Source organism: Arthrobacter sp. Y3224198, from assembly GCF_059090025.1.
This window is the reverse complement of the sequence record NZ_JBNHFG010000006.1, coordinates 142,949-157,414: the sequence shown is the minus strand read 5'-3', so window position 1 is coordinate 157,414 and position 14,466 is coordinate 142,949. Positions and strand designations below refer to the sequence as shown.

Here is a 14,466-nt window from a genome sequence, read left to right as displayed (position 1 = left end):
CGGCTGCCGGCTGCCCGGCGGCCGGCGCTACGGCAGATTCTGCCGCGGCCAGGACCTCGGCCAGGCTTTTGCCGGTCTGGGCCGCAACCGCGGCGGCCACCGTACCTTCCACCAGCGGGGCATCGGCCATCCGCACACGCTGCTGCTGGTCGGGTTCCAGGAACTCCAGCGCCATCTCGGCCGTCATCACGGCCGAGCCCAGATCGGTCAGCAACAGGACGCCGTCACCGGAGTCCGACTGAGCAATGCCGGCCTGGATTTTTTCCAGGCTGGTGCCGATGCCGCCGTCGTCGGTCCCGCCGGCCGGCGCGAGCTGAACATCGGCCGCCATCTGGGCGGCAAGTTCGCAGACCCCTTCAGCCAGTTTCCCGCTGTGCGAGACCACCACCAGGCCCACGCTCATGCCGGGCCCTCCGCTGCCTGCACGGCGGCCTGCAGGATCAGGGCGGTGGACGCGGCACCGGGATCCAGATGGCCCGCACTCCGCTCACCCAGGTAGCTGGCCCGGCCCTTGCGCGCCACCAGCGGTTCGGTGCCGGCCAGTCCGGCCTCGGCGGCGTTGGCCGCCGCGGTCAGGATCTCCACCGGCCCCGAGCCGGCGGCCTCCGCGGTGGCCGCGGCGTCGACGGCGGGTGTCCAGGCATCCACCATGGTCTTGTCCCCGGTTTCGGCCTTGCCGCGGGCAACGATGCCGTCCCGTGCGGCGGTCAGCGCTGCGGTCAGCTCCGCCGGACCGAGGGCAGCGGCGCTGCCGGCGGCGGTGGAAGCACGCAGGAAGGCGGTGCCGTACAGCGGTCCTGCCGCACCGCCCACTTTGGACATAAGCGTCATGGCCGCGGTCTTGAACACTGCGCCGGGAGTATCCGGCACGCCGTCGGCGTCGAGCTTCTCCACAATGGCACTGAACCCGCGTTCCATGTTCTCGCCGTGGTCGGCATCGCCGATCTCCCGGTCAAGGGTGGTCAGCCGCTGCCGGTTTTCCGTCACCGCCCGGGCGCTGTCCCGCATCCAGCGGTCCGCCCATGCTGCATCAAGTGCCATGCCTAAACTCCCCACCGCATTGCCGGCGTTTTCACCGGCGAGTCCCACAACTCCGTCATTTCATCGTCCAGGCGCAGCACGGTTACCGAGGCGCCCTGCATCTCCAGGGCCGTGATGTAGTTCCCGACCAGGGACCGCTCAACCCGCACCCCGCGTTCGGCCAGGATCTCCGCGGCGCGGCGGTACACAATGTAGAGCTCGCTGAGCGGTGTTCCACCCATCCCGTTGACGAACAGCAGCACCCGGTCCGAATCCTTGATGCCGAGATCGCTGAGCACCGGTTCCATCAGCTGGTCCGTGATGGCGTCGGCGTTGGTCATGGGCACCCGGTGCCGGCCTGGTTCGCCGTGGATGCCCACCCCCATCTCAATCTCGTCCTCGGCAAGGGTAAAGCTCGGCTCGCCGGCGTGGGGCACGGTGCAGGGTTCCAGCGCCACCCCCATGGAGCGGACGTTGCTGTTCACGCGTTCGGCAATCCCCGCGACCTTGTCCAGGTCATCCCCGCGGTCCGCGGCGCCGCCGGCAATGCGCTCCAGCAGCACGGTGCCTGCCACCCCTCGGCGTCCTGCAGTGTAGGTGGAGTCCTCCACGGCGACGTCGTCATTCACCACCACGGTACGGACGTCTACGCCTTCCGCTGCGGCCAGTTCCGCAGCGGTCTCAAAGTTGAGGATGTCCCCCGTGTAGTTCTTCACCACCAGCAGCACACCGGAACCGGAATCGCTGCGGACAATGGCCGGCAGGATCTGGTCCGGGGTGGGCGAGGTAAACACCGCGCCGGGAACTGCGGCAGTCAGCATGCCCGCTCCCACGTAGCCGCTGTGCAGGGGCTCATGTCCGCTGCCACCGCCGGAAACCAGGGCAACCTTCCCCTGCACGGGGGCATCGCGGCGTACCACGTAGTCAGGGTCCAGATGGACTTCCACCAGATCCTGGTGGGCCTGCCCGAATCCCGCCAGGGATTCCGCAACCACGGACCGCGGATTGTTGATCAGTTTCTTCATGGCGCTGGAACTCCTTCGTAGAACTTCCTCCGGCACAGAACCATCCCGTCTCCACGTTCGACACTACCCGGGCCCGGCACGGCACAACAGGGTGTTCGGCGGCGGCCGGGCGGGCATTCGGGCAAACAAAAAGCGGGAGGGGTGTCCCTCCCGCTTTTCCGCGTTGGCGGCCGCAGGCGCGGCCCGGCGGCGTTACTTGCCCTTGAAGGCGTCCTTCACGTTTTCGCCGGCGTCCTTGAGCTTGGACTTGGCCTGATCGCCGTGGCCTTCGGCTTCCATGCTTTCGTTGCCGGTGGCCTTGCCCAGGCCTTCCTTCACCTTGCCGCCAAGGTTTTCGGCCTTGTTCTGCATCTTGTCATCTGCGCCCATTGCTGAACTCGCTTTCTGATCGGCTTCCGGAACGGCAGCACACGCTTCAAAATCCTGCGCCTGCCTCCGACCTGCAGAAAGGCTGCGGGGCCGGCCGTTCCATCGGCATCGGATGATGCTAAGTACCCTTAGTATAGCCGGGGAAAGGAGCCGTGGCCACTTGGGCGCAAGCTGCACCCCGCCGCAGGCCCTAGAGCCAGCGGATCATCCGGGTATTTCCCAAGGTGTTCGGCTTGACCCGGGCCAGGTCCAGGAACTCGGCCACACCCTCGTCATGGGAGCGCAGCAGTTCCGAATAGACCACGGGGTCCACCGCGTTCTGGTTCTCCATCACCTTGAAGCCGTGCCGTTCAAAAAAGTCCACTTCGAAGGTCAGGCAGAAGACGCGTGCCACCCCAATGTCCAGGGCATCGCCCAGCAGCGTTTCCAGCAGGGCGTGGCCCACTCCGCGGCCGCGTGCAGCGGGATCCGTGGCCAATGTGCGCACCTCGGCCAGGTCCTCCCACATGACGTGCAGCGCACCGCAGCCGATGACGTTGCCTTCGCCGTCTTCGGCGATCCGGAATTCCTGCAGGCCCTCATAGTAGGCCACCGCTTCCTTGGCGATCAGTACCCGCTCGCGGGCCAGCGGCGCCACGAGCCGGCGGATGTCGTGGACATCGGCGGTACGGGCACGGCGGACGGTGATCTGTGAAGCGGACATCATCGGACCAGTCTAGGACTTTCACCCTGTGTACCGGCGGTGCATCCGTAACAGGCGGACGCGCGGGCGCCGGACGTACGGACGGGTCCCCGTCCGAACGCAGGGCCGTGCAGCCAGGAGACGCCCGGACGCAAAGGAAGCCCCGGATAACTCCGGGGCTTCCTTTGGTGAAACTGTTTCCCTTGCGTGCGGGGTTACTCCCCGACGCCTGCCTCGATGGCGGGATTGGCTTCCTCGATGGCCTTCGGTGCGCCGTGGCCCACGAACGTGAACCGGGCTTCGTCACCCTCACCCTCGACGTCCACCGAAATCAGCTCACCCGGCTTGATCTCTCCGAAGAGGATCTTCTCGGACAGCTGGTCCTCGATTTCGCGCTGGATGGTGCGGCGCAGCGGGCGGGCACCCATGGCGGGATCGTAGCCGCGGGTAGCCAGCAGCACCTTGGCGGCGGGGGTGAGCTCGATGCTCATGCCCTTGTCGGCCAGGCGCTTGCCCAGGCGGTCCAGGAAGAGATCCACAATCTGGACAATCTCGTCCTGGGTCAGCTGCGGGAACACCACGGTGTCATCAACACGGTTGAGGAACTCGGGGCGGAAGTGCTGGCGCAGCTCCTCCGTGACCCGGGCCCGCATCCGGTCATAACCGGTCTTGGTGTCCGTGCCGGACTGGAAGCCGGTCATAACGCCCTTGGAGATGTCCTTGGTTCCAAGGTTGGTCGTCATGATGATGATGGTGTTCTTGAAGTCCACCATCCGGCCCTGTGCGTCCGTCAGGCGTCCGTCTTCCAGGATCTGCAGCAGCGAGTTGAAGAGGTCCGAGTGGGCCTTTTCAACTTCGTCGAACAGCACCACGGAGAACGGCTTGCGGCGGACCTTCTCGGTCAGCTGGCCACCTTCTTCGTAGCCCACGTAGCCGGGAGGGGCACCGAACAGACGGGAAACGGTGTGCTTCTCGGCGTATTCGGACATATCCAGGGTGATGAGGGCGTCCTCGTCACCGAACAGGAACTCCGCCAGTGCCTTGGCCAGCTCGGTCTTGCCGACGCCGGTGGGGCCGGCGAAGATGAACGAGCCGCCCGGACGCTTGGGGTCCTTCAGTCCGGCACGCGTACGGCGCATGGCCTGCGAGATGGACTTGATCGCCTGGTCCTGGCCGATGACGCGCTTGTGCAGTTCGTCTTCCATCCGCAGCAGGCGGGTGGATTCTTCCTCGTTCAGCTTCACCACGGGGATGCCGGTGGAGTTGGCAAGCACTTCGGCGATGAGTTCCTCATCCACCTCGGCGATGTCGTCCAGGCCGCCGGACTTCCACTGGCGTTCCTTCTCGGCGCGCTGGTCCTGGAGCTTCTGCTCCTTGTCGCGCAGGGAAGCGGCACCTTCGAAGTCCTGGGAGTCGATTGCCGACTCCTTCTCCATCTTCAGGGCCGAGATCCGCTCGTCGATTTCCTTCAGCTCCGGCGGAGCCGTCATCCGGCGGATACGCAGGCGGGCACCGGCCTCGTCGATCAGGTCAATGGCCTTATCGGGGAGGAACCGGTCGCTGATGTACCGTTCGGCCAGCGTGGCAGCCGAGGCCAGGGCGGCATCGGTGATGGATACCCGGTGGTGCGCTTCGTAGCGGTCACGCAGGCCCTTGAGGATCTCGATGGCGTGGGCCACCGAGGGCTCGGCAACCTGGATCGGCTGGAAGCGCCGTTCGAGGGCGGCATCCTTTTCGATGTGTTTGCGGTACTCATCCAGCGTGGTGGCACCGATGGTCTGCAGCTCGCCGCGGGCCAGCATCGGCTTCAGGATGGAGGCGGCATCGATTGCGCCTTCGGCGGCACCGGCACCCACCAGGGTGTGGATTTCGTCGATGAACAGGATGATGTCGCCGCGGGTGCGGATTTCCTTGAGGACCTTCTTCAGGCGTTCCTCGAAGTCGCCGCGGTAGCGGGAGCCGGCAACCAGGGAGCCGAGGTCAAGGGTGTAGAGCTGCTTGTCCTTCAGCGTCTCGGGAACGTCGCCGCGCACGATTGCCTGGGCCAGTCCCTCGACGACGGCGGTCTTGCCGACGCCGGGCTCGCCGATCAGCACGGGGTTGTTCTTGGTGCGGCGCGAGAGCACCTGCATCACGCGTTCCATTTCGTGCTCGCGCCCGATGACGGGGTCAAGCTTGGCTTCGCGCGCTGCCTGTGTCAGGTTGCGGCCGAACTGGTCCAGCACCACCGAACCGGCGGGCTGGCCTTCCTGCTGCTGGCCGCCGCTGGCGACGGGCTCCTTGCCCTGGTAGCCGGAGAGCAGCTGGATGACCTGCTGGCGGACCCGGTTCAGGTCGGCACCGAGCTTGACCAGGACCTGCGCGGCAACACCTTCGCCTTCGCGGATCAGGCCGAGCAGGATGTGTTCGGTACCGATGTAGTTGTGGCCGAGCTGCAGGGCTTCACGGAGCGAGAGCTCCAGCACCTTCTTGGCCCGCGGGGTGAAGGGGATGTGGCCGGTCGGGGCCTGCTGGCCCTGACCGATGATCTCCTGCACCTGCTCGCGGACAGCACCAAGCGAGATGCCCAGGGATTCAAGGGCCTTAGCTGCAACACCTTCACCCTCATGAATGAGGCCAAGCAAAATATGCTCGGTGCCGATGTAGTTGTGGTTGAGCATGCGGGCCTCTTCTTGGGCAAGCACGACAACGCGACGGGCACGGTCGGTAAATCTTTCAAACATGAGGCACACTCCTAGCTAACGCGTAATTCGATGCTACGTGCCTAAGGGGTGCAATAGGAGCTTGTTCGCCGTGGGCGTGAGACCTGCACGGCATCCCTCCGCCGGGAAACGGCGGAGGGACCGGCGGAAGAGGGCCGCCGGACCCGTTCCGCGGCTAGCCCTGGGCGGCGCGGTAAGCGTCGATGATCTCGCTGTTGACCCGGCCCCGCTCGGAAACGGTGTAGCCGTTCTTCCGGGCCCATTCGCGGATCTGCGCTGCCTCGTTGCTGCGGGCGGAACCGGAGCTGCGCGGACGGCCGGTGCGGCCGCCTACCTTGCGGCCGGCATCCACATAGGTCTTCAGGGCATCACGAAGGTTTTTCGCATTGTCCTTTGACAGGTCAATCTCGTACTGTGACCCGTCCAGGGCAAACCGAACAGTCTCATCGGCACTTCCACCGTCGAGGTCGTCCACGAGAATGATTTTTACCTTTTGTGCCATGACAGGCTCCTAAGCAGCTAAAAACGGGAAGACTTATTAATGAGACCACTTAGAGTATGGCGCAATTAGCAAAGCCCCGTCAAAGTACTTGGGTATTAATTCTCTTCTTCGCCTGTTTTCTTCAAAGGTTGCTGGTCTACACTCTGGTCCAGCTCCCTCTCCGCCTCGGCGAGAGCCTGCCGCTCCGCGCGATCAGAGTTGAGGAGAGCCTTCATCACGAAATAAAAGAGAGCTGCAACACAAACTGACGGCAGGAGTACTTCTACATATTCCATGTCTAACCCATTTCCGGCTTAAGGAGGGGAAACAGAATTGTTTCCCTGATTCCCGTATTCGTGAAAAGCATCACAAGGCGGTCAATTCCCAGGCCGATACCGCCCATGGGAGGAGCGCCGTATTCCAGTGCGCGGAGGAAGTCCTCGTCCAGTGCCATGGCCTCGTCATCGCCGTTGGCTGCCAGGCGTGACTGTTCGGTAAGCCGTTCACGCTGGATAACCGGGTCAATGAGCTCGGAGAACGCCGTGCCCCTTTCCATGCCGCCGATGATGAGGTCCCAGGCTTCGATCAGGCGCGGATCGTCCCGGTTCGGGCGGGCCAGCGGCTGCGCGGACGGCGGGTAGTCATAAACAAAGGTCGGCTGGAGCAGCGTAGGTTCGACAATCTCGCCGAACAGTTCAATAACCAGCTTTTCGGCATCCCACTTGGGATCCACCTTCACGTTGTGCCTATCCGCAATCTCCCGCAGCTGTGCCGCGTCGGTGTCCGGGGTGATCTCCGTTCCAACGGCCTCCGAAAGGCCCGGATAGACGCTCAGCCAGCGCCACTCGCCGTCGAGGTCGATGGTCCCGGCAGCGGTTTCGATCTGCCGGCTGCCCATGAGGTCTGCGCAGTGCAGGATGATTTCCTTCATCCGGTCTGCCATAACGTACTGGTCTGCGTATGCCTCGTAGCATTCCAGCGTGGTGAATTCCGGCGAATGCGTGGAGTCCACGCCTTCATTGCGGAAAATGCGGCCGATCTCGAAGACCCGCTCAATCCCGCCCACCACTGCACGCTTGAGGTAGAGCTCGGTGGCGATACGCAGGGTCATCTTCTGGTCGAAGGCGTTCAGGTGGGTTTCGAACGGCCGGGCGGCGGCTCCGCCGTGCACCAGCTGCAGCATGGGTGTTTCCACTTCCACGTAGCCGTGCCCGTGGAGGGTGTCGCGGACGCCGCGGATGATGGCCGCGCGGTTGTAGACCATGTCGCGGGCCTCGTCGCGCACCATCAGGTCCACGTAGCGCTGGCGGACGCGGGTTTCCTCGTTGAGTCCGGCGTGGAGCACCGGCAGCGGACGCAGCGCCTTCGAGGCCATGGACCAGGACTGGGCCATCACGGAGAGTTCGCCGCGGCGGGAGGAGATGACTTCGCCGCGGATAAAGACAATGTCGCCCAGGTCCACCAGGGACTTCCAATCCGCCAGCGACTCCTCGCCTACGACGGCGAGGCTGAGCATCGCCTGGAGGCGGGTGCCGTTGCCTTCCTGCAGTGTTGCGAAGCAGAGCTTGCCGGTGTTGCGGATGAACACTACGCGGCCGGTGACCCCCACTGTTTCACCGCTGGCCTCGTCGGCCTGCAGGTGGCCGAACTTTTCCCGGACTTCCTTGAGCGAAGACGTGCGCTCCACGCCTACCGGGTAGGCCTCGTCCCCGCGGTCAATCAGCCGCGCACGCTTTTCGGCGCGGATGCGCATCTGTTCGGAGGTATCGGCGGCTTCGGGAACGGGGTTAGATGTGGTCACGGTTATTAAGTTTACAGAGCAATGCGCTTCCCCCGGTCCGCTGCCCCGTGCTCCTGCGCCGTAAGACAGGAGGAACACGGGGCAAACGTTCCGCAAGGCAGCCCCGCCGGGTCCCGGAACCGCAGGAAAAGCAGGCCGGTCCGCCGGGGCGGCATGGTTATAGGGCAGGCCGCTAAGGCAGCACCGTATTGTCGATCAGCCGGACCGGGCCCACCCGGGCGGCCAGCAGCGCCAGCGCCGGCTGGCTCAGGGGTTCATCCGTGGGCAGGGGCTCCAGGGTTGCGGGGTCCACAACCTCGAAGTAGTCCAGGTCCACACCTGGCTGCTCCGCAACAAGCCCGACGGCGGAGGCCAGGTCCAGCGCCTCACCGGCAGCGGCGCGGTCCTTCAGCAGGGTCAGGGCCTTCGACAGGACCAGCGCGGACTGGCGCTGTCCGGCATCCAGGAACCGGTTGCGGCTGGATTCCGCCAAACCGTCTGCCGCGCGCACGATGGGCACCGCCGTGATTTCCACCGGGAAATTCAGGTCGGCGGCCATCCGCCGGATCAGTGCCACCTGCTGGGCGTCCTTCTGCCCGAAGTAGGCCCGGAAGCGGGCGGGCACCGGCGGTGCAGCGTAGTGGAAGAGCTTGGCAACCACGGTGAGGACGCCGTCGAAGTGGCCCGGCCGTGACGCGCCTTCCCAGCGGGTGCCCATGGTGCCGGAGCTGACCCGGACCTGCGGCAGGCCGCCGGGGTACACCTCCTCCACGGACGGGGCGAAAACCAGGTCGACGCCGGCACGGCCCAGCAGTTCCAGGTCCGCGTCCAGGGTCCGCGGGTAACGCTCCAAGTCGGCGGGGTCGTCGAACTGGAGCGGATTGACGAATACCGACGCGGTCACCACGTCGTTTTCGGCCCGTGCGGCGGACATCAGCGAGGCGTGGCCTTCATGCAGGGCGCCCATGGTGGGGACCAGCGCCAGGGCGGGAGGGCGTGAGGGGTTGGCTGACGCCGCTTTTCCAAGCAGCTCCGCGGTGGCGGTGCGTAGGTCTGCGGCGGTGGTGACGAGGCGGGGGGTGTTCAACGCTGTCCTTCTGGGGTTGTTTCTTCTGGATCCGTGGGCTCCGGCCGCAGCGCCCGGGCGATTGCTTCGCCCTGTTCGGCGGTGAGCAGGCCGCGGTCCACGGCGCGGGCGGCCGTGGCGGCCGAGAGTGCCTGGTAGGCGGTACGGAGGTCTTGGGTGCCGGCGTCGGCCAGGGCACGGGTATGGGCGGCAACGGTGCCGGCGTCGCCGCGCGCCACCGGTCCGGTCAGGGCACCTTCACCGGAGGCGAGGGCGTTTTCCAGCGACGCGCGCATCAGCGGCCCGAGCAGGCGGTCCGGGTGTTCGACGCCGAGGGAGGCCAGCAGTTGGGTGGATTGGGAGGCCAAGGTGACCAGGTGGTTGGAGGCGTGGGCCAGGGCTGCGTGGTAGAGCACGCGGTCCGCCTCATCGATGACCACCGGTTCGGCGCCCATCTCCACCACCAGGGCCTGCGCGATCGGCAGCACGGCCGCCGGCGCGGTAATGCCGAAGGAGCTGTCCGCCAGCCGGGTGAGGTCCAGGCTCATGCCGGTGAACGTCATGGCCGGATGCAGGGCCAGCGGGATGGCTCCGGCAGCACGGGCGGGGGCGAGGATCTCGGTGCCGAAGCGGCCGGAGGTGTGCGCCACAAGCTGGCCCGCCTGCCATGCACCGGTTTTCGCCAGCCCTGACACCAGCGGGCCCAGTGCGTCGTCCGGAACGGCCAGTAGCACCAGTTCGGAACGCTCGACAATGTCCGGTATGTCCAGGATCGGCACGCCCGGCAGCAGGTTCTCGGCCCGCTCCCGGCTGGCATCGGAAACTGCGGACACTCCGACGACGGCGTGTTCGGCGGCCCGCAGGGCGGCACCCAGGACGGCGCCCACCCGGCCTGCACCGATGACGCCGACCCCCAGGCGGCCGCGGCGCCGGCGTTCCTCGACGCTGGCGGAATCAGCGGTGTTCATGGTCAGGCTCCTCCTTGGAGACGGGTGCTGGCAAAAGGGGGCGGGGCGCTTCCGGGGGCTTCGGCGCTTCCGCATCCGGGGTCTTCGTCAGGGACGGTCCGGGGGCACGCAGCCATTGTTCGGGGAGGTCCCGGCGGCGGGCGGTCCGCGCCCGCTGCGCCTGCTCATCGAGCAGCTGCCGGGCGGTGCCTGCGTCGATCTGGGTGATGCGCGGGGAGACCGGGCCGGGTGTGGAGTGCAGGACCAGGTCCGCCAGATCCAGCCGGCGGGCCACCGGGCCTTGTTCCAGGGCAAGGGACTGGGTCCTGCTGTGCGGAACCATTTCCAATGACCGCCACAGGAATCCGTGGCGGGACAGGACGGCGGTCTCCGTGATCAGGTAACCGTTCCGCCGCCGGGAAAGCGGGGAGAGCCAGCGCGCCCGCCGCGGGGATACCGTGAACCCGGCGTCACTGCCGCTGCCGCTCATCCCGGCGGTGAACGCGGTTACCGGATCGGCAGTGCCGGCATCGGGAAGCACCAGGGCCAGCATGCGCAGGACTTCTTCCCGGGTCCCTACCGGGAGCAGCCGGGTCCGCGCCTGCGCGTCGCCGTTCCTGGCGGCCCCGTAGCCGGCCACGTTGACGGAGACCGCGTACCATCCGGTGATCCGCCACAACGGCGGCTGCCGCACGGCCACCGCCTGGATGCGTCCCGGCGGAACGGTCTGCGCCCTCGTGTCCAGCAGTCCGGAGCGGATCCGGATGCCGTCACGGGAAACGGAGGCGCGGAAGTTGAAGGAGGAACTGAACATCCCCCAATAGGCGCTGCCGAACCCGAAAATGACCGGGACCATGGCGGCTATGGAGCCGATCTCACCTGTGGTGACGGTCAGGAGCACAACGGCAGCGACAGCCAGCAGCAGGAACACAGTGGTGCCGGACAGCAGTACGGACGCGATGACGCGTCCGGCCGGAAGGACCAGGACCTCGCGCTCTCCCGGGACGGTCTCGGACGGGTCCTCGCTGTCCTCCTGCCCGCCGGGTGCTTCCGTTGCACCGGAGGCGCCGGAGAGGATCCGCGCCCGCAGCGCCTGCGCATCCGGGAGCCGCAGGTAGGCCAGGCGCACGGCTGATTCTCCGGCGTCGGCCACTTCAAAGCGCAGTTCCGCGAGTCCGAAGATCCGCGCCAGCAACGGCTGGACAATGTCGATGGCCTGGACACGGTCCAGCCGCGCCTGCCGCTGGCGCCGGACGAGGACACCCGAATGGACCCGGATGTGATCGCTGGTCAGCTGGTAGCGGGTAAACCACCAGGACAGGAAGAACGCTCCGGAAATGACCAGCAGTGCCGCCGCGAGCACCAGCAGTGTCCAGAAGAGGGCCTGGCCCTGCGGCAGCCTCATGCCGCCGCCGGAGAACCACCCTTCGGCCTGGTCACGGCCAACCACATAGGCCAGGGCGGCCAGCGCGATCCAGCCGCGGACCAGCGGCGACACCGGGTGGACCCGCTTCCATTCCGGTCCGGGAACCGGGGGCCCGGGCGTGCCCGGCAGCGCCTGTTCGCCGTCCGGGACGGAAGCGGCAGCGCCGTTCACAGTCCGGCCAGCTGCGCTTCGCCCCGCGCGGACAGGTGCTCGCGCAGGCGTGCGCCTTCCCCGCCGGGCAAACCGGCAATGGCGGCATTGGTGCCGGGGGAAGCGGTATGCAGTTTCAGGGTGCACAGGCCAAAGGCCCGTTCCAGCGGTCCGACGGCGACGTCCACGTACTGCATGCGTCCGTACGGGACCACCAGGGTGCGCTGGAAGAAAATGCCGCGGCGCAGCAACAGGTCCTCATGGCGTTCGGCGTAGCCAATCGCCCGGACCTGGCGGGGCAGCAGAATAACCCGCCAGAGCAGCGTGACGGCGAAAAAGGCCGGCAGCCCCCAGGCCAGCCAGGCGGGGTATCCGGGCCAGATTCCGGTCTGGCGGAGCACCAGCGGCAACCCCGTGATGAGCAGGGTGATGACGGTTTCAATGCCCCAGCTCAACAGCCGCAGCCGCAGGTATTTCGGGGACACCCGCTGCCATTGCAGCGCCGTTGGATCAATGGCTTCACTGGGCAAGCTGTCCCCCGTCCTCTCCGGAACCCTCTTCGCCGTTGCCGGACCCGGGGGTATTGCCGTTCCTGTCCTCGGGCGGCAGTTTACAGAACCGTTCCACGACCAGCCCGGTGGCGATCATCAAAAGTCCGCCGGCCGCCACGGCGAGGGAGGCCCAGGTGGCGGTGTGCCCGGGGCGCAGGGACCACAGCGGAAGCAGGGTGAGGAAAATGGCGGCATGCCAGCCCAGCAGCAGCGCACCGGCATAGGCCACGGCCTGGGCCAGGACCACCGTGCGGGCTGCGGCCAGCGGATCGAGTTCCCGGTCCCGCGCGCCGTTGCGCCAGCGGCGCACCCGCAGGCCCAGCACCAGTGTGGCGGCGGTGACGAGGATGATGGCCACCAGCGCCACGGGGCTCAGGACCGGGGCGGCATAGCTGCCGAGGTAGGAGTTGACGGCCCAGCCCACAGCCCCGGCGGCAAGGGCAATCACGGCCAGCCACCGGTAGCGGATGGTGATCACCGGCTCATTCTCCTTCGAAGATTTCGAGTCCGGGGAGGTCCTCGGCCCGCGCTGCCAGGTCGGCCACCGGCGTACCGTCCAGCACGGCGTCCGGCTCCATCCAGGCCCACGGCTGCAGCACGAAGGCACGCGTGGCCGCACGCGGATGCGGAATGGTGAGGTCGTCGTCGTCCACGTTGGCAGTGCCGTAGGTGATGATGTCCACGTCCAGGGTGCGCGGGCCCCAGCGGACAATGCGTTCGCGGTGGTGGCGGGCTTCCACGGCCTGGCAGTGTGCCAGCAGCTCATGCGGGTCCAGCCCGGTTTCCACCGCAACCACCAGATTCAGGTAGTCCGGCTGTTCCGGTCCGCCGACCGGCCGGGTGCGGACCACGGGGGAAACCGCACTCAGCTTCACCTGGGGGTGGTCAGCCAGGTCCGCCACAGCGGACGAGAGTGTGTCCCGGCTTTCACCGAGATTGCTGCCGAGGGCAAGGACGGCATGCACGGTACTCATGCGCGCTCCCGGTATACCGTTACCGCAACGTCGCCGAACTCGACGGCGATGGGAGCCTTTGGCTTGTGCACGGTGACTTCGACCGCCGCCAGGACGGCAAAGGAGGTGAGCACGGCGTCCGCAATGCGGGCGGCGAGTGCTTCGATGAGGTTGAGGGGTTCACCCGTAATGACCTGCACCACCAGCTCGGCTACCTCGCCGTAGTGCGCGGTCAGGGTCAGGTCATCGGTGGCGGCCGCCGGCCCCAGGTCGGTGAACAGCACCAGGTCCGCCACAAAGGGCTGGCCGTCGCGGCGTTCCTCCGGGAAAACCCCGTGGTAGCCGGTGGCGGTGATGCCGCGCAGCGTGATCCGGTCAAGTGCCGGTGTGCCGGGCATCCAGCTATCCCTTCCAGGCGGCGGTGACTTTGACCGCGTCCAGGCTGGCGGGCACGTTGTGCACGCGCACCGCCCAGGCACCCGAGAACGCAGCCAGGGCCGATACCGCCGCTGTGGCGTTATCGCGTTCCAGCGGCGGGGCTGCCTTGCCGAAGCTGGTGAGCAGCGATCCCAGGAACCGCTTGCGGGAGGCCCCCACCAGGACGCGGTGGCCCAGCACCCCGAGCCGGTCGATGCCGCGCAGCAACTGCCAGTTATGCTCAGCATTCTTGGAGAAGCCCAGCCCGGGGTCAACAATGATCTGCTCGGGGGCAACGCCGGCTGCGTAGAACCGGTCCCGCACCTTGAGCAGTTCCGCAGTCACTTCCTCCACGACGTCGTCATAGCTGGCGTTGGGATCGTCGCTGCGGACACTGCCGCGGCTGTGCATCAGCACGTAGGACACACCGGTGGCGGCCACGAGGGCGGGCATCTCCGGGTCGGTGTCGGTGCCGGATACGTCGTTCACAATCGCGGCGCCTGCCTCGATGGCACGCCGGGCGGTAGAGGCGTGCATGGTGTCGATGCTGACCAACGCGCCCGCACGGACCAGGGCCTCGACTACGGGAAGCACCCGTGCCTGTTCCTCTTCCTCGGGCACGCGGACCGAGTCCGGGCGGGTGGATTCACCGCCCACGTCAATGATGTCGGCGCCTTCGTAGTGCATTTTCAGTCCGGCCCGGATGGCGGCATCGGTGTCTGCGAACTGCCCGCCGTCGCTGAAGGAATCCGGGGTCACGTTGAGGATGCCCATCACCAGGGTGCGGTCGGTGGGCAGATCCCCGAGCTTCCGCGGGGCGCGGGCGGGACGCAGGACGGGCAGCGGCGAGGTGGCCGGTCCGGTGCCCGGCGCGGCGGCAAGTGAATCCATGGTGGT

The 14,466-nt window shown here is 66.9% G+C and carries 17 protein-coding genes; all 17 read right to left on the bottom strand.

Going from position 1 to position 14,466, the window contains the following annotated elements:
• On the bottom strand, positions 1-403 hold a 403-nt coding region (dhaM, locus tag AC5RUF_RS05590; protein WP_494129960.1), incomplete at its 3' end, for a dihydroxyacetone kinase phosphoryl donor subunit DhaM.
• The gene (gene dhaL, locus AC5RUF_RS05585) at positions 400-1,041 is read right to left on the bottom strand and encodes a dihydroxyacetone kinase subunit DhaL (protein WP_494129959.1); all 642 of its coding nucleotides are present in this window, start codon (positions 1,039-1,041) and stop codon (positions 400-402) included. The genes dhaM and dhaL, both read right to left, overlap by 4 nt.
• Positions 1,042-1,043: 2 nt before the next feature.
• Positions 1,044-2,045: a dihydroxyacetone kinase subunit DhaK gene (gene dhaK / locus AC5RUF_RS05580; protein WP_493996776.1), complete on the bottom strand. Its 1,002-nt coding sequence runs from the start codon at positions 2,043-2,045 to the stop codon at positions 1,044-1,046.
• 192 nt (positions 2,046-2,237) lie between these two features.
• Positions 2,238-2,414 (bottom strand): CsbD family protein, encoded by a 177-nt coding sequence (locus tag AC5RUF_RS05575; RefSeq protein WP_152271694.1) that lies wholly within the window; start codon positions 2,412-2,414, stop codon positions 2,238-2,240.
• 190 nt (positions 2,415-2,604) lie between these two features.
• A complete protein-coding gene (locus AC5RUF_RS05570; protein WP_494129958.1) occupies positions 2,605-3,120 on the bottom strand; it encodes an amino-acid N-acetyltransferase in 516 nt (171 codons plus the stop codon).
• A gap of 191 nt (positions 3,121-3,311) precedes the next feature.
• A complete protein-coding gene (locus AC5RUF_RS05565) occupies positions 3,312-5,819 on the bottom strand; it encodes an ATP-dependent Clp protease ATP-binding subunit (RefSeq protein ID WP_494129957.1) in 2,508 nt (835 codons plus the stop codon).
• Positions 5,820-5,973: 154 nt separating this feature from the next.
• Positions 5,974-6,300, bottom strand: a complete 327-nt coding sequence (locus AC5RUF_RS05560; protein ID WP_493996779.1) for a histone-like nucleoid-structuring protein Lsr2 — start codon at positions 6,298-6,300, stop codon at positions 5,974-5,976.
• Between the two features lie 95 nt (positions 6,301-6,395).
• Positions 6,396-6,575, bottom strand: coding sequence for a hypothetical protein (locus AC5RUF_RS05555; RefSeq protein WP_493996780.1), 180 nt, complete (start codon positions 6,573-6,575; stop codon positions 6,396-6,398).
• 2 nt (positions 6,576-6,577) lie between these two features.
• Positions 6,578-8,032 carry a lysine--tRNA ligase gene (gene lysS / locus AC5RUF_RS05550; protein ID WP_493996782.1) on the bottom strand — a complete coding sequence of 485 codons (1,455 nt, stop codon included), beginning with the start codon at positions 8,030-8,032 and terminating at the stop codon, positions 6,578-6,580.
• Positions 8,033-8,252: 220 nt separating this feature from the next.
• Positions 8,253-9,146, bottom strand: a complete 894-nt coding sequence (gene panC / locus AC5RUF_RS05545; protein ID WP_493996781.1) for a pantoate--beta-alanine ligase — start codon at positions 9,144-9,146, stop codon at positions 8,253-8,255.
• Entirely contained in the window at positions 9,143-10,093 is a 951-nt protein-coding gene (locus AC5RUF_RS05540) for a Rossmann-like and DUF2520 domain-containing protein (protein ID WP_494129956.1), read from the bottom strand. Before AC5RUF_RS05540 ends, panC begins: the two co-directional genes overlap by 4 nt.
• Positions 10,080-11,669 carry a PH domain-containing protein gene (locus AC5RUF_RS05535; protein WP_494129955.1) on the bottom strand — a complete coding sequence of 530 codons (1,590 nt, stop codon included), beginning with the start codon at positions 11,667-11,669 and terminating at the stop codon, positions 10,080-10,082. The genes AC5RUF_RS05540 and AC5RUF_RS05535 overlap by 14 nt, the downstream gene beginning before the upstream one ends.
• On the bottom strand, positions 11,666-12,178 hold the full coding sequence (locus AC5RUF_RS05530) for a PH domain-containing protein (protein ID WP_494129954.1): 513 nt from the start codon (positions 12,176-12,178) through the stop codon (positions 11,666-11,668). Before AC5RUF_RS05530 ends, AC5RUF_RS05535 begins: the two co-directional genes overlap by 4 nt.
• Entirely contained in the window at positions 12,168-12,677 is a 510-nt protein-coding gene (locus AC5RUF_RS05525) for a DUF3180 domain-containing protein (protein ID WP_494129953.1), read from the bottom strand. Before AC5RUF_RS05525 ends, AC5RUF_RS05530 begins: the two co-directional genes overlap by 11 nt.
• A 4-nt stretch (positions 12,678-12,681) precedes the next feature.
• Entirely contained in the window at positions 12,682-13,173 is a 492-nt protein-coding gene (gene folK / locus AC5RUF_RS05520) for a 2-amino-4-hydroxy-6-hydroxymethyldihydropteridine diphosphokinase (RefSeq protein ID WP_494129952.1), read from the bottom strand.
• A complete protein-coding gene (folB, locus tag AC5RUF_RS05515) occupies positions 13,170-13,550 on the bottom strand; it encodes a dihydroneopterin aldolase (protein WP_493998330.1) in 381 nt (126 codons plus the stop codon). Before folB ends, folK begins: the two co-directional genes overlap by 4 nt.
• 4 nt (positions 13,551-13,554) lie before the next feature.
• The gene (folP, locus tag AC5RUF_RS05510; protein ID WP_494129951.1) at positions 13,555-14,460 is read right to left on the bottom strand and encodes a dihydropteroate synthase; all 906 of its coding nucleotides are present in this window, start codon (positions 14,458-14,460) and stop codon (positions 13,555-13,557) included.
• Between the last annotated feature and the right edge of the window lie 6 nt (positions 14,461-14,466).

Excerpts from the sequence above, each read along its gene's own strand:
- AC5RUF_RS05565 (WP_494129957.1), bottom strand. The coding sequence starts at position 5,819 with ATGTTTGAAAGATTTACCGACCGTGCCCGTCGCGTTGTCGTGCTTGCC.
- AC5RUF_RS05540 (WP_494129956.1), bottom strand. The coding sequence starts at position 10,093 with ATGAACACCGCTGATTCCGCCAGCGTCGAGGAACGCCGGCGCCGCGGC.
- AC5RUF_RS05570 (WP_494129958.1), bottom strand. The coding sequence starts at position 3,120 with ATGATGTCCGCTTCACAGATCACCGTCCGCCGTGCCCGTACCGCCGAT.
- folP (WP_494129951.1), bottom strand. The coding sequence starts at position 14,460 with ATGGATTCACTTGCCGCCGCGCCGGGCACCGGACCGGCCACCTCGCCG.
- folK (WP_494129952.1), bottom strand. The coding sequence starts at position 13,173 with ATGAGTACCGTGCATGCCGTCCTTGCCCTCGGCAGCAATCTCGGTGAA.
- AC5RUF_RS05560 (WP_493996779.1), bottom strand. The coding sequence starts at position 6,300 with ATGGCACAAAAGGTAAAAATCATTCTCGTGGACGACCTCGACGGTGGA.
- dhaK (WP_493996776.1), bottom strand. The coding sequence starts at position 2,045 with ATGAAGAAACTGATCAACAATCCGCGGTCCGTGGTTGCGGAATCCCTG.
- AC5RUF_RS05555 (WP_493996780.1), bottom strand. The coding sequence starts at position 6,575 with ATGGAATATGTAGAAGTACTCCTGCCGTCAGTTTGTGTTGCAGCTCTC.
- AC5RUF_RS05575 (WP_152271694.1), bottom strand. The coding sequence starts at position 2,414 with ATGGGCGCAGATGACAAGATGCAGAACAAGGCCGAAAACCTTGGCGGC.
- dhaL (WP_494129959.1), bottom strand. The coding sequence starts at position 1,041 with ATGGCACTTGATGCAGCATGGGCGGACCGCTGGATGCGGGACAGCGCC.
- folB (WP_493998330.1), bottom strand. The coding sequence starts at position 13,550 with ATGCCCGGCACACCGGCACTTGACCGGATCACGCTGCGCGGCATCACC.
- lysS (WP_493996782.1), bottom strand. The coding sequence starts at position 8,032 with ATGCGCATCCGCGCCGAAAAGCGTGCGCGGCTGATTGACCGCGGGGAC.